Raw genomic sequence first — 14,148 nt, forward strand, 5'->3', positions numbered from 1 at the left:
GGTGAACCCCGTGACCGTCTCCTGGGTACGCACCCGGCTGCGGGCCGCGCCGCTCGCCGCGGTCGCCCTGGCCGTACTCGTGGCGCTGACCGCCTGTCTGGCCGCCGCGTTCCCGCGCGCGGTCGACCGGTACGAGGACGCGGGGCTGCTGCGGGCCGTACGGCAGGCCCGGCCCGACCGCACCACCGTGCAGGTGACCGCCTCACAGCCCGATCTCGCCCTGCCGCCCAAGGAGCGGGCACACGAGCTGCGTCCCGGCACCCTGCGCTCGCAGTACGAGCAGATCCTCACGACCGTCCCGCGGCCACTGGGCGTCGACCTGGCCCAGTCGTCGTACGGCGTGATCACCGCCCGCGCCCCGGCGGTGCCGGACGCCTGGATACCCCAGCCCTCCGGGCTCCCCGCGCATGTGTCCCTCGTCGCCCAGAGCGGCCTCGCCGAGCACGCGCGGGTGCGCGAGGGGCGGCTGCCGCGCGTCTCCGGCACCGTGGACGAGACGACCACCGAGGTGGAGGCCGCCGTCTCCGCCGCCACGGCCAAGAGCCTGCACATCGAGGTGGGTTCGGTCATCCACGTGCCCGGCGTGGTCCGCGCCCCGCTCAAGGTGCGGGTCACCGGCATCCTCGACCCGCGCTCCCCGGCCGACGCCTACTGGTCCACCCGCCCCCTGCTGCGCACCCCGTCCCTGGTGAGCCTGCCCGCACCGGGCCCGGACCCCCAGAAGTACTGGCTCGGCGCCCTGCTGCTGCACCCGGATGCGGCCCCCGCCCTCCTGGGCACGAACGGCGCCCCGATCCGCTCCTGGCTGCTGGCCCCCCGTCTGGACGGCCTCCACGCCCACGACCTGGGCCGCCTGAAGTCCGCCGTGGCCGCCCTGGAGTCCGGCCCCGGTCTGCGCCGGGCCCGCGACCTCACCGACGCGAGCGGCGACGTGAGCACCGAACTCGACGACGTCCTCACCTCCTTCTCCCGGCTGCGCTCGGGTATCGGGCCGCTGGTCGCCGTGGCCGCCTTCGGCACCGGGACGGTCGCCGCGGTCGTCCTCGTCATGGCGGGCGGGCTCGCCGCCGACCGGCGCCGGAGCGAGCTGGCCCTGCTGCGTGCCCGGGGCTCCTCCCTGCGCGGGCTGGCCGGGCGGCTGTGCGCCGAGACGGCCGTGGTCGCCGTACCCGCGGGCGCGCTCGGCCTGGTGGCCGCGCTGCTCGCCGTCCCGGAGGGCCGCACCTCCTACGCTGTAGCCGCCGCCCTCGCGGTCACCCTCACCGCCTGCGCCGCGCTCCCGCTGCGCGCGGCACTCGCCCACCGGTCCGTACGGGCCACCGGTCCGCGCGAGGACGTGGCGACCGTACGTCCCTCCCGGCGCCGCAGGGTCGCCGAGCTGACGCTGCTCGTCCTGGCGGCGGGGGCCGTGGCGGCGCTGCGGAGGCGAGGGACCTCGGGATCGTCCTCGGACGGCTCCTCGGGCGATCAACTGGTGTCGGTGGCACCGGTGCTGGTCGGGGTGATCGCGGCGCTGGTGCTGGTGCGGCTGTATCCGCTGCTGCTGCGGCGGCTGGCGTGGCCCGCCGGGCGGCTGCGCGGGGTGGTGGGCCATCTGTCCCTGGCCCGTGCGGGCCGGACCTCCGTCTCTGCGGTGCTGCCCCTGCTGGCACTGCTGACCGCGCTCACCACGGCCGCGTTCGGCGGCTCGGTTCTGGCGGGCGTGGCCGAGGCCCGCGACCGGGCGGCGCTGCTGTCGGTCGGCGCCGACGCCCGTGTGGACTCCGAGGCGCCCCTGCCCCCGGGGCTCGCCGACCGGGTCCGGGGCCTGCCGGGGGTGGCCGGGGTCGCCGCGGTGAGCATCGCGTACCAGGCGAAGCCGCGGGACGAGCTGGTCTCGGTGCCGTTGGTGGGCGTGGAACCGGGCGCGTACGGGGCGCTGGCGCGGCGGACGGGTCTTGGCGCCTTCCGGGAGGGGCAGTTGAGGCGCCCGGGGAACGGGGACCCGAGCGCGGGCCCTCTGCCCGCCCTTGCCTCACCGTCCGTGGCACAGGCCTACGGCACCCGTCGCCCCTTCCCGGTGCGGCTGGAGGACGGCAGCTCGGTCACCGTCCGGATCACGGGCGTACGGTCCCGTACCCCCGCCCTGACCGGAACGGACTTCCTGATCGTGGACCGCGCCGGGCTGAGCTCCACGGCCGCCCGGCCGACGGCGCTGCTGCTGACCGGCGAGCACCTGGACGCCGGGGCGCTGCGCAGGGCGGCGGGCGCCTCAGGCTCGGTCGATACGCGGGCGCAGGAGCGGGCACGGTTCACCGACTCGCCGCTCCAGTCCGGTGCCGAGCGGGTGTACACGGCGGCGGTGGTGGCCGGTGCCGGGTACGCCGTCCTGGCCCTGCTCCTCGCCCTGCTGCGCACCGCCCCCGAACGCGCCGCACTCCTGGCCCGTCTGCGCACGATGGGCCTCACCCGGTCCCAGGGCCGCCGTCTCCTCGTCCTGGAGTCCCTCCCCCAGGCCTTCCTCGCCGCGGCCGGCGGCGCCCTGACCGGCTGGGCCGCCATCCGTCTCCTCGCTCCCGGTGTCGACCTGACCACCATCGCGCTGGCCTCGGCCCGGACGCCGGTCGGCCAGGCCGAACTGCACACCGACGCCCTGTCGCTGACGGTGCCGGCGATCACCGTCGTGGTGGTGGCGGTGGGGGCCGCCGGGGCGCAGGCCTGGTGGACCGGACGGCGGGGATCGGTGGCAGAGCTGAGAGCAGGGGATGCGCGATGAACCGAGGGGCCAGTCCGACCGTCCAGGAGAGCCGATGACGACCAACCCCACCCTTGCCGATCTCGCCGACCGGGCCGCCGAGGCCCGCAACCGCCCGGCCTACGGCCATGACGCCCTGATCACCTGCGACCGTCTCGTCCGGATCTTCTCCACCGCCGGCGTGGAGGTGCAGGCGCTCCAAGGCCTGGATCTCCTGGTCCGCGAGGGAGAGTTGATGGCCCTGGTCGGTGCCTCCGGCAGCGGCAAGTCCACGCTCATGAACATCCTGGCGGGACTCGACACCCCCACGGCCGGGTCGGCCAAGGTCGCGGGCCGGGATCTGCTCGCCATGACCGCCAAGGACCGGCTGGCCTACCGCCGCGAGGTCGTCGGCTTCGTCTGGCAGCAGACCTCCCGCAATCTGCTCCCCTATCTGACCGCGGCCCAGAACGTCGCCCTCCCGCTCCAGCTGTCCGGCACCCGCACACCCCGCCGTGCCCGGTCCGAACGCGCCCTGGCGCTCCTGGAGCTGCTGGGGGTCGCCGACTGCCGCGACCGCCGCCCGCGCGAGATGTCCGGCGGGCAGCAGCAGCGCGTCGCCATCGCCGTGGCCCTCTCCGGCTCCCCCGCGGTGCTGCTGGCCGACGAGCCGACGGGCGAGCTGGACTCCCACACGGCCGCGCAGATCTTCGACGCCTTCCGCAGGGCGAACGAGCAACTGGGCACCACCGTCGTGATCGTCACACATGACCAGGCGGTGGCCGGAGAAGTCCGCCGCACGGTCGCCATCCGCGACGGCCGCACCTCCACGGAGGTCCTGCGCCGCAGCGAGGTCGATGCCACGACCGGCCACGAGACGGTGGTCGCCCGCGAGTACGCCATGCTCGACCGCGCAGGCCGCCTCCAGCTGCCCGCCGAGTACACCCGGGCCCTCGGCATGCGCGACCGCGTCGCCCTGGAGCTGGAACCGGACCACATCGGAGTGTGGCCGGACGACAGCGAATGATCACCGGCCGGAGCCGAGGGCGGTGAGCGCCGCTCAGCGGACGCTGACGTCCAGCGCGCCGAGTCCCGCCCTGCGTACGGCGATCGAACCGTAGGGCGTGCGCAGCCTCAGCCACGCGCTGGAGGAGAGGAGCGCCAGTGACGGCTCGCCGGTCGGGTACGCGGTGCCCGGCGGGGTGGGCGTCCGCAGGAATCCCAGCGACTGGGCCGCGTGCACGGCCCGTACCGGCAGAGGGGTCTCGCCGACCGTGCGGGACCAGATCTCCCGACCGACCCGGTCGAGTTCGGCGCGCGTACGCCGCTCCGGCGCCAACTCCTGCGTACGGGACCGGAATTCGGCGACCGCGGCGCCGACCATGGCACGCAGGGCGTCCGGTGCCGGCAGCCCGGGCTCGGCGCGCCAGCCGCCGCGTGGCGGAAGGACTCCCGCCCACGGCGGCCCGGTCACCGCGGCCGGGACGGCGGCCGTGGCCGCCGACTCGTCCACGGACTCCAGGAACTCACCGGCGGACACGGTCACGTCGAGCGTGGCGTCGAGCCCGTTCTCGTACGGCTTCGCCAGCCGCACCGCGCGGATCGCCAGCACCTCGAAGGACGGCGGCCGCCCGAACACGGCGAGCGCCTTCCCCGCCGCCTGGAGGCGTACCGCCGCTGAGCGGTCGTAGTGGAGCAGCCGGGAGAGGAAAGCCGCGAGGTCCGCCGCTTCCCCCTCGTCGGCGAGGTGGAGCACCGTCATGCGGCGACGGCCTCCTCCTCGCTGTCGGCCTCGCTGTCGTCGGCCTTGTCGTCCGTGTACTCCTGGAGGAACTCCCGCTCCTCCGCGGTGATCCGGCGCGGCCGCTGCGCCTGGAAGTCGAACGGCACGATCACCGTGGACGCCCGGACGTACACCAGGTCGTCGTCCTTCACCTCGTAGGTGAGGGTGAAGGACGCCGCCCTGATCTCCGTGACCCACAGCTCGATGACCACCGGCGCGTGCCGGTGGACGAGCTGCCGCTTGTAGTCGATCTCGTGGCGCGCCACCACGGACCCCTGCTTGAAGTCCTTCTCCGGGCGGAACAGGAAGTCGATACGGGCTTCCTCCAGGTAGCGGAGGAACACCACGTTGTTGACGTGGCCGTACGCGTCCATGTCCGCCCAGCGCAGCGGGCAGTGGTAGATGTGCCGCAAGATCAGCCCCGGGTCAGCTTCTTGTAGGTGGCGCGGTGCGGACGCGCGGCGTCCGGTCCGAGCCGCTCGATCTTGTTCTTCTCGTACGACTCGAAATTGCCCTCGAACCAGAACCACCGGGACTCGCCCTCGTAGGCGAGGATGTGCGTGGCGACGCGGTCGAGGAACCACCGGTCGTGGGAGACGACCACGGCACAGCCCGGGAATTCGAGCAGGGCGTTCTCGAGGCTCGACAGGGTCTCGACGTCGAGGTCGTTGGTCGGCTCGTCGAGGAGCAGCAGGTTGCCGCCCTGCTTCAGGGTGAGCGCCAGGTTGAGACGGTTGCGCTCACCACCGGAGAGGATGCCGGCCGGCTTCTGCTGGTCCGGGCCCTTGAAGCCGAAGGCGGAGACATAGGCGCGCGAGGGCATCTCGACCTGGCCGACGTTGATGTAGTCGAGTCCGTCGGACACGACCTCCCACAGCGTCTTCTTGGGGTCGATGTTGGAGCGGCCCTGGTCGACGTAGGAGATCTTGACGGTCTCGCCGACCTTGATGTCGCCGGCGTCCGGCGTCTCCAGGCCCTGGATCATCTTGAACAGCGTGGTCTTGCCGGCGCCGTTCGGGCCGATCACGCCGACGATGCCGTTGCGCGGCAGGGTGAAGGACAGGCCGTCGACGAGGATCTTCTCGCCGAAGCCCTTCTGGAGGTCGTTCACCTCGACCACGACGTTGCCCAGACGCGGGCCCGGCGGGATCTGGATCTCCTCGAAGTCCAGCTTCCGCATCTTGTCCGCCTCGGCCGCCATCTCCTCGTACCGCGCGAGGCGGGCCTTGGACTTGGCCTGGCGGCCCTTGGCGTTGGAGCGCACCCACTCCAGCTCTTCCTTGAGGCGCTTCTGCCGCTTGGCGTCCTTCTGGCCCTCGACCTTGAGACGGGTGGCCTTGGTCTCCAGGTACGTGGAGTAGTTGCCCTCGTACGGGTAGGCGCGGCCGCGGTCGAGTTCGAGGATCCACTCGGCGACGTTGTCCAGGAAGTACCGGTCGTGGGTGATCGCCACGACGGTGCCCGCGTACTTGGCGAGGTGCTGCTCCAGCCAGTTCACCGACTCGGCGTCGAGGTGGTTGGTGGGCTCGTCGAGGAGCAGCAGGTCGGGCTGCTCCAGCAGGAGCTTGCACAGGGCGACGCGGCGGCGCTCACCACCGGAGAGGTTGGTGACGGCCCAGTCGCCGGGCGGGCAGCCCAGGGCGTCCATGGCCTGCTCCAGCTGGGCGTCGAGGTCCCAGGCGTTGGCGTGGTCGAGCTCCTCCTGGAGCTTGCCCATCTCGTCGAGCAGCGCGTCCGAGTAGTCGGTCGCCATCAGCTCGGCGATCTCGTTGAACCGGTCGAGCTTGCCCTTGATCTCGGCGACACCCTCCTGGACGTTCTCCAGGACGGTCTTCTCCTCGTTCAGCGGGGGCTCCTGGAGCAGGATGCCGACGCTGTAGCCGGGCGAGAGGTAGGCGTCACCGTTGGACGGCTGCTCCAGACCAGCCATGATCTTCAGCACGGTCGACTTACCGGCACCGTTCGGACCGACGACGCCGATCTTGGCACCCGGCAGGAAGTTCAGGGTGACATCGTCGAGAATCACCTTGTCGCCGTGCGCTTTGCGCGCCTTGCGCATGGTGTAAATGAACTCAGCCAAGAGAAACCGTCCGGCAGCTTGAAATCTGGCAGTGGGCAGATACACCCCATCTTGCCGCATGGCCGGGCACCGGTGAAAACCGGCTGGTGACCGTCGGTCGTCGCGGTGCGGGACGGCCCGGGGCCGTGCGGGGGCGGGCCGGGGTCGTCTGTTCGGGGAGTAACCTCACGGCCACTCGCTGTTGAGTTCTCAAGGTGCGGTCATGCTCTTGCGGTGCCGCTGGTGCCGTGTCGCTCGTGTCGTGCGGCTCAGTCCCCCGCCGGTGTCTCCCGCTTGCGGAGCAGGACGAGGGCCGCGCCGCCGATCACTACGAGGGCGATGGCCACGCCGGCTATCACGGGGGTGGCGCTGGTGCCGCCGGTGGCGGCGAGGTTGGTGCCGCCGGAGGTGCCGCCCACCGAGGCCGGGCTCGGCTCGCTGAGCGTCTGGGTGGACTCGCCGCCCGCGCTGCCCTGGGTCTTGCAGTCGAGGACGCCGCTGAAGCGCTGCGCGAAGCCGTTCGGCCCGGTGATCGTGAAGTCGTAGGCCTGGTCCTCCTGCAGCGGGATGGTCACGGTGCGTGAGGTGCCCGCCGGGATGGAGTACTCGGTGCCCATCAGCTCGAAGGTGAAGGGCTTGTCGCCCTTGTTGGCCGCGCTGATGTCCACGCCGCCCACGGCGCAGTTCTTCCGGGCCGACAGCGCGGGTATCGCGCCCTTCTCCGCCCAGGTCGCACTGGCCGTGGCGGAGACCGTCGACTCGCTGGAGCCGGCCAGGATCTGGGTCTGGCTGCGGCTCTCGGAGGCGAAGGCGCGGCCGACCGGCACGGTGGTCGACGCCTGCACGGTCAGCTCGGCCGTGCCGTCGGCGGCGTCCCCGGGGATGTCGAAGAACAGCCGGCTGCCGTCCTGCGCCGAGGTGATGACCTTGCCGGTGCCGTCGACGATCCGGACACCGCTGATGGCCGCGTTCGCCGGTGGCGTCACCGTCACCGCGTGTGCGTTGGTGTGGACGGTCACCGGTCCGACCCGGCCACCGGGGCGGCCGGAGACGGCGGGCGGGTCGAGGGTCAGCGAGGCCTTCGGCTCGGCCAGGTCGCGTGCGCTCTTCTCGAGGTAGTCGGCGAGCTTCTCGGCCTGCGGGTCGACGGCGTCGACGTGCGCTCCGTCCGAGTAGCGCCAGATGGCCACCTGGGTGCCGGCCGCGGCGTCCTGTTCGGTGAGCCCGGTGACACCCGCCCGCCCGGCGAGTGCCGCCAGGTCGTTGACCTGCGGGTAGGAGTTCTGCAGGATCCAGCGGATCTTGCCGGCGGCCTTGTTGGTGCCCAGCGAGGTGCTGCTCCAGGGCGTCTCCTGGTATTTGGCGTCCTTCTGCGTGGGGTTGTGGATGTCGACGCAGTACGTCTGCAGGGTGCCGCCGCCCTCCACCGACATCTCGAACAGGCCCGCGGCCACCTTGAGGTCGCTGCCGTCCTCGTGGACGACGGCCTCGCCGTAGGTCTTCAGGCCCTCGATGGTGGCGGTGGCCCCGCCCTGGTTCTGCGGGGTCCCCTCAGCGGCGGCCGCGCCTGCCCCGGCCAGTACGCCGGCGGCCACGAGCGCGGACACCAGCGTCGCGGCGGCGAGGCGGGCCGCACCTCGTCCGCGCGCGGACGGCGCGGACGTACCGGAGAGCCCAGAGAACGCAAGATGCACGGAATTCCCCTTCGAGCAGGACCCTTTGACGCGGAGGGTGCGGTCCTACCAGCAGAATCAGCAGCCCCGAGAGCTACGCCCGGCATCCTAAGGATCAGGCACACCAGCCTTGCCGGTCCTATGGTCGGATGACCGATCCGAATCGGAATCGTTATCGCGATGACGGTCCGTGAGCAGGGCTTATCGACAAATCCACCGGGTCGTTCGGAGCGCATTCGCCGATAAGCCGCAGTTCGGTCAACCGGCCAATGTGGCTGACATCACGTCACCGCGACGCTCTCCGCGTGCTGTTGTGCCTGAGTGTCTCCCGACTCCTCCGCCGGTGTCTCCCAGTTGGGCTCGGGCCGCGGCGGCGCCGACGCCGCCTCGGGTTTGGCCGCGCGGCGGAAGAACGCGGTGCCGCGCGCCAGGTCATGGCCGATCGCCACCGCGTCGATGTCCGCCGAGGCCCAGTTCGGCTGCCCCTCACGTGTCTCCGTGCGCACCTTCAGCCTGCCCTGGACGACGACGGGCTCGCCCACGTTCAGCGAGGCCGCCGCGTTGACCGCGAGCTGGCGGTTGGCCCACACCGTGAAGAAGTTGGTGTGCCCGTCCGTCCAGACGCTCTTCTCGCGGTCCCAGTAACGCGACGTCACCGCCATCCGGAAGCGCGCCGAGGGCCCCGAGGGCAACTCCCGGTACACCGGCTGCGTCGCCACGTTGCCCACCACACAGAGCACCGTCTCGTTCATCGTGAATCCCTCCCTCGCCCGGGTCCTTGACGCCGGGCCGGCCTGCGTACGGGCCCGTCCCGTACGGCTGCGTCTGCTGCCGCGACCGCTTTCGTCCTCCGTCGCGATCGCCGCAGAGCCAGACTGCCTCCGTCGGGCCGGGCCCGCTGAGCGCTGTGGACCACCGGCCTCCTGTGGAAAACCTCGCCACCCCGACGAGTGATCCACATCCCGCGAACTCACCCCACGGCGGTTCCGGCCCTGGTCACCCGCACGTACTGCTCCCGCACCTCCCGGTACCGCAGCAGCTCCGCGGCCAGTGGATCGAGCACCCTGGCCCGACCGCAGCCCGCGGCCGCCTCCCGCAAGCGCCGCTCCGCCTCCTGGCCGTACCGCCGTGCCGGCCCGCGCGCCCCCATCCGGCAGCTCCACTCCACCAGCGGCCCACCGACGATGCCCGCCAGCATCAGCAGCACCGGCACCGCGAGGTTCGGCGCAAGGAGCCCGGCGATCTGACCCACCAGCCACAGCCCGCCGACGACCTGAAGGATCGTCATGGACACCTGGGCCAGCACGGCCGCCGGCCACCAGCCCGGTCGCGGCGGTCGCCCCGGTGGCAGACCGGCCCGCGCCGCCAGGTCGTCCAGCGCCTCGGGCAGGCCCTGGGACCCCCGTACCGCCGCCTCGCGCACCGCCTGCGCCCAGGGCGCCGGCAGCCCGGCCGAGGCCCGTTCGGAGACCGTACGGACCGCCTGCTCGACGCGCTGACGTGCCGTCGCCTCCTCGTCCGCCTGCGTACGCAGGGTCATCGGCCCGGTGGAAAGCTCGCCGCGGCCCTGGTACCAGCGCCACAACCGGAGCCAGGGCGTGCCGCAGGCCCGGTTCGCGTTGCGCAGCCAGGCACGTTCGGCGGCCTCGCCCGCGGCGGTGGCGCCGACCGCCTCGGCGAGCCGGGCGGAGAACTCGTCCCGCGCCTCCTCGCTCAGCCCCGTGCGACGCCCGGTGGCGTACACGGGCAGCAGCCGGTCCGCGGCCGAGTCCAGATCGGCCGCGATACGCCGGGCCGCCACCCGATGCTGCGACACGAACTGGCCCAGCACCTCTCGTAGTTCGCCGACGCCGTCCCCGGTGAGCGCGGACAGCGCGAGCACGGTCGCGCCCGGTTCGCCGTGCTCCCCCAGGGCGATCCCGTCCTCGTCGAGCAGCCGCCGCAGGTCGCAGAGGACCTGATCGGTGGCCTCGCCGGGCAGCCGGTCGATCTGGTTGAGGGCGATGATCATGACCTCGGAGTGGCCCGCCATGGGCCGCAGATAGCGCTCGTGCAGCATGGCGTCGGCGTACTTCTCCGGGTCGACGACCCAGATGACGGCATCGACGAGCTTCAGGATGCGGTCCACCTGCTCGCGGTGCTGCACGGCCGCCGAGTCGTGGTCGGGCAGGTCGACCAGGACGAGCCCGCGCAGCTGTGCCTCCGCCTCCGGGCTCTGCACCGGCCGCCGGCGCAGTCGTCCGGGGATGCCCAGGCGGTCGATGAGGCTCGCCGCGCCGTCGCTCCAGCTGCAGGTGATGGGAGCGGCGGTGGTCGGCCGCCGTACCCCCGTCTCCGAAATGGCCACGCCCGCGAGCGCGTTGAACAGCTGCGACTTGCCGCTGCCGGTGGCGCCCGCGATCGCGACGACGGTGTGCTCTCCGGAGAGCTTGCGGCGCGCGGTCGCCTCGTCGAGGACCCGGCCGGCCTCGGCGAGGGTCCGGCTGTCGAGGCGGGTGCGGGAGAGGCCGACCAGTTCGCGCAGGGCGTCGAGGCGGGAGCGGAGCGGGCCGTCGTACGCGAGGGAGGCCACCGGCTGTGTGCCGGGGTGGCGGGTCTCGACGAGGGACGCCGGTTCAGTGGCGCCCTCGGTGACACGCCGTGCGATGAGGCCGTCGTCCCAGACTTCCGAGGTGCCGGCCGGGGACTCGGCGGAGGAGTCGGAGGGGGGCGGGTCGCTGTCGCCGTGCCCCACTCGCGCGTGCCGCGGCGCGGTCGCGCGATCGGCTTCGGGGGCGGTGTCGGCGCCAGCTGCCGCGGAGGTGCCCGCTCTACGCAGGGCGTTGTCGCGTTCCTCGGTCTTGTTGCTGGTGGTGTTCTTGGCGTTCTTGGTGACGTTGGTGTTGTTGGTGGCCGTGGCGGCTTCCGTGTGCTCTGTGTGTCCCGTGTGCTCCCTGCGTTCAGGGTGTTCCGGTTGGTCCGTGTGGTCCTGGTCAGTGACGGCAGTCACCGGTCACCTCTCCTTCTGCAGTACGGACAGCGCGGCGATGAGTTCGGCCTGGTGTTCGGCGTGGACGTCGAGGGCGTCCAGCGGGGCGAGGCGACGCTCGCGTTCGGTGTACATGACCCGGTCCAGGTGTTCGTTGAGCAGCCGTCCGGCGCGTTCGCGCAGCCGCATCGCACCGTGGACACCGATCCGCTCGGCGAGTCCCTCACCCGCGGTCCGGGCCCGGTGTGCGCCCAGCAGCGCCGTGGCGGCCAGGGCGGCGACGATCTCGGCGTCGGGCGCGAGACTCCGTTCGATCTTGCGTACTTCGTCCTCGGCGTACTCCTCGAGTTCGCGCCGCCAGCGCCGTACGGCCAGACCGATGCGGTGCTCGGCGCTCTCCAGGGACGGGTCCCGCTCCGTGAGCCCGGGGGCGCTCGCGGCCGGCTCCCGCCGCCAGGACTGGTCGACCCGCTCGTCGGCGGCGCTGACGGCACACAGCAGCAGCGCCGCCAGGCTCTCCAGCAGGGCGTCGAGCAGTTCGCTCGCGGTGCAGTCGAGGGGAAAGGCGCGCCAGCGCTTCAGGGCGCCCCCGGCGAGTACGGCGCCGGACTGCAACCGCCCCCGCACGCGCGTGTGCTCGCTGTCGTAGGCCGCCTCGACCGCGGAGGTGAGGCGCAGCGCGGCCGCGTACTGGGCGGCGGTGGCACTGGCCAGCTCCGGCAGCCGGGCCTTCAGCGACTCCAGGACCCCGTACGCCGTACGCGCCAGGGCGTGCTGCCGGGCGCCGGGATCCTGTGCCATGTGGACGAGCCAGGTCCGCAGCGGGGCCACGGCGCTGGCCGGCAACAGTCCGCCGCCCCAGGCCGATTCGGGCAGCTCAGGCACGGTGAACCGGGGTACGTGGCCGAGGCCGGCCTTGGTGAGCAGGGCGCCGTACTGGCGGGAGACCTCGGCGACGACCTGGTGCGGCACCCGGTCGAGGACGGTCACCAAGGTGACGTCGTACTCCTTGGCCGTGCGCAGCAGATGCCAGGGCACGGCGTCGGCGTACCGGGCGGCCGTGGTCACCATGACCCAGATGTCGGCGGCGCAGATCAGCTCGGCGGCGAGGACGCGGTTCTCGGCGACGAGGGAGTCGACGTCGGGCGCGTCGAGCAGGGCGAGCCCGCGCGGGAGGCTCTCCACGGTCTCGATCCGCAGCACGCGCGCGGGGTCCTCACCCGGGAGGAGCAGGTCGTCCCCCGGTTCCTGCTGGGGGACCCACACGCGCGTGAGGTCGGGCAGCACCCGCATGCCGCTGAACCAGTGATGGTCCTCCGGATGGCACACCAGCACAGGTGTCCGGGTCGTCGGCCGCAGCACACCCGCTTCGCTGACCCGCCGCCCCACGAGGGAGTTCACGAGGGTCGACTTGCCGGCCCCCGTGGATCCCCCGACAACGGCCAGCAATGGCGCTTCGGGTTCTCTCAATCGGGGCACCAAATAGTCGTCGAGCTGTGCGAGCAGTTCGTCGCGGTTGGCACGCGCGCGTGGGGCCCCCGCCAGAGGCAGCGGGAAGCGTGCGGCGGCGACACGGTCGCGCAGGGCGGAGAGTGTGTCGAGCAGCTGAGGCCGTACGTCCAAGGTCACCACATGCGAAGAATGCCCAATTTTGGGGGAATTCTGAAGCATATAGACATGTCTGCGCGCCGACGGGACACATCGGACGGAAGGGATGACTGGGACGCAGGCACAGTCCAGGCATAACGAGTGCACAACACCCGGTGCGCGAGACGCCAAAAGCGGTGCACGATTCGTACCTGCCTGCGATTATCAGGACCGCTTCACCGAACCTCCACATTGAGCCACGGAGGCGAAGCAACAGGGACATGGATCCGGGAGCCCTATCCTTGTCCCCGGCAACGTCACGGATCAGCCCACACCCGGGCAGCACGTACGAGGCCACCACACCGGCCCCCGTAGCTCAGTGGATAGAGCAGGCGCCTTCTAAGCGCTTGGCCGCAGGTTCGAGTCCTGCCGGGGGCGCCGAGTCTCCGCCCTCCCCTCGGGAGGGCGTTTTTGCTGTTCAGGGCAGGTTTCGCAGCGTACGACGAAGCCGCACGAGCACACGGGCCGACTTGCACGGAGTGCAGCGCGGACTCGAACACCGTTTAAGTCCGTCGGCTACGCTGACTCCATGCCGCGGGAAACGTTGAATCGCGATCAAATCGTCGAAGCCGCGATCGAGCTCCTCGACGACGAGGGGATCGAGGGTCTGAGCATGCGGCGCCTCGGCAAGCGGCTGAATTCGGCCGCGACGGCCATGTACTGGCACGTCGGCAGCAAGGAGAACCTGGTGGTGCTCGCCGCCGACCGGGTCTGGGGCGAGATCGAGCTGCTCGACCCCGTCCGGACCGGCTGGCGGACCGCCGCACGCGCGCTGGTCCAGGACACGTACGCGATGGTCAAGCGTCACCCCTGGCTGGTCCCGGCGATCAGCACGTACTTCGTGCACGGCCCCGGCATGGCCCGCTTCCAGAACCACTCGTACGCCGTCTACGAGGCGGCCGGGTTCAAGGGACGCGACCTCGACTGGGCCGTGAACACCGCCTTCACCTTCGTGGCGGGCACCGCCCTGCTCGACGCCACCCAGGCCGCCGCGGCCAAGGCCAAGACCTCCGATCCTGCGAACCGGACGGACGAGATCGCCGCCCAGTACCCCCGGCTGCGCGAGCGCACGGCGGTGCTGAGCGGGGCCGACGCCGCCGAACTGCTCAGCCGGAGCTTCGCCTTCGGCCTCGACACCATCCTCGACGGCCTGGAGGCCCGGCTGCGCGGCGAGGGCGGCGAGGATGGCGAGGGCGGCGCGGCCGGGGTCCCCTCGATCGCCGGCACCTCCAACGCCGTACCCGGCTTGCTCCACTGACTGCCCCCGGGGCCCGCCGAGTACAGTCGCCGACGAGGAGGGCGAGA

At 72.1% G+C, this 14,148-nt stretch carries 10 protein-coding genes and 1 tRNA gene; 4 read left to right on the forward strand and 7 right to left on the reverse strand.

Translation table 11 applies throughout. The annotated features are described in order from the left end of the window. Position 1: 1 nt before the first annotated feature. Positions 2–2,755, forward strand: a complete 2,754-nt coding sequence (locus AB0I54_RS08955; RefSeq protein ID WP_363295235.1) for an FtsX-like permease family protein — start codon at positions 2–4, stop codon at positions 2,753–2,755. A 34-nt stretch (positions 2,756–2,789) separates the two neighbouring features. After that, positions 2,790–3,740 carry an ABC transporter ATP-binding protein gene (locus tag AB0I54_RS08960; RefSeq protein ID WP_363295236.1) on the forward strand — a complete coding sequence of 317 codons (951 nt, stop codon included), beginning with the start codon at positions 2,790–2,792 and terminating at the stop codon, positions 3,738–3,740. Positions 3,741–3,773: 33 nt separating this feature from the next. Here AB0I54_RS08960 and AB0I54_RS08965 read toward each other — a convergent pair whose 3' ends face one another. The 7 genes from AB0I54_RS08965 to AB0I54_RS08995 form a co-directional block, all read right to left on the reverse strand. Continuing rightward, complete coding sequence (locus AB0I54_RS08965) at positions 3,774–4,475, reverse strand: hypothetical protein (protein ID WP_363295237.1); 702 nt, start codon at positions 4,473–4,475, stop codon at positions 3,774–3,776. Beyond that, a complete protein-coding gene (locus tag AB0I54_RS08970) occupies positions 4,472–4,909 on the reverse strand; it encodes a thioesterase family protein (protein ID WP_363295238.1) in 438 nt (145 codons plus the stop codon). The genes AB0I54_RS08965 and AB0I54_RS08970 overlap by 4 nt, the downstream gene beginning before the upstream one ends. Before the next feature lie 2 nt (positions 4,910–4,911). Continuing rightward, entirely contained in the window at positions 4,912–6,576 is a 1,665-nt protein-coding gene (ettA, locus tag AB0I54_RS08975; protein ID WP_363295239.1) for an energy-dependent translational throttle protein EttA, read from the reverse strand. Between the two features lie 248 nt (positions 6,577–6,824). Beyond that, positions 6,825–8,249: a Cys-Gln thioester bond-forming surface protein gene (locus tag AB0I54_RS08980; RefSeq protein WP_363295240.1), complete on the reverse strand. Its 1,425-nt coding sequence runs from the start codon at positions 8,247–8,249 to the stop codon at positions 6,825–6,827. Positions 8,250–8,509: 260 nt separating this feature from the next. Beyond that, positions 8,510–8,980 (reverse strand): single-stranded DNA-binding protein, encoded by a 471-nt coding sequence (locus AB0I54_RS08985; RefSeq protein ID WP_363295241.1) that lies wholly within the window; start codon positions 8,978–8,980, stop codon positions 8,510–8,512. 218 nt (positions 8,981–9,198) lie between these two features. Then, positions 9,199–11,217 carry a YfjP family GTPase gene (locus tag AB0I54_RS08990; RefSeq protein WP_363295242.1) on the reverse strand — a complete coding sequence of 673 codons (2,019 nt, stop codon included), beginning with the start codon at positions 11,215–11,217 and terminating at the stop codon, positions 9,199–9,201. A 3-nt stretch (positions 11,218–11,220) separates the two neighbouring features. Continuing rightward, the gene (locus tag AB0I54_RS08995; RefSeq protein WP_363295243.1) at positions 11,221–12,828 is read right to left on the reverse strand and encodes a dynamin family protein; all 1,608 of its coding nucleotides are present in this window, start codon (positions 12,826–12,828) and stop codon (positions 11,221–11,223) included. 320 nt (positions 12,829–13,148) lie between these two features. Here AB0I54_RS08995 and AB0I54_RS09000 point away from each other — a divergent pair. Both AB0I54_RS09000 and AB0I54_RS09005 read left to right on the forward strand, forming a co-directional pair. Next, positions 13,149–13,221, forward strand: a tRNA-Arg gene (locus AB0I54_RS09000). Positions 13,222–13,372: 151 nt separating this feature from the next. Beyond that, a complete protein-coding gene (locus AB0I54_RS09005; RefSeq protein ID WP_363295244.1) occupies positions 13,373–14,101 on the forward strand; it encodes a TetR/AcrR family transcriptional regulator C-terminal domain-containing protein in 729 nt (242 codons plus the stop codon). Positions 14,102–14,148: the final 47 nt, after the last annotated feature.

The sequence above is a fragment of the Streptomyces sp. NPDC050625 genome, from assembly GCF_040654755.1.
Taxonomy (GTDB): Bacteria; Actinomycetota; Actinomycetes; order Streptomycetales; family Streptomycetaceae; genus Streptomyces.

Coding starts and splice junctions, on each gene's coding strand:
- AB0I54_RS08965 (WP_363295237.1), bottom strand. CDS start 4,475: ATGACGGTGCTCCACCTCGCCGACGAGGGGGAAGCGGCGGACCTCGCG.
- AB0I54_RS09005 (WP_363295244.1), top strand. CDS start 13,373: ATGCCGCGGGAAACGTTGAATCGCGATCAAATCGTCGAAGCCGCGATC.
- AB0I54_RS08960 (WP_363295236.1), top strand. CDS start 2,790: ATGACGACCAACCCCACCCTTGCCGATCTCGCCGACCGGGCCGCCGAG.
- AB0I54_RS08985 (WP_363295241.1), bottom strand. CDS start 8,980: ATGAACGAGACGGTGCTCTGTGTGGTGGGCAACGTGGCGACGCAGCCG.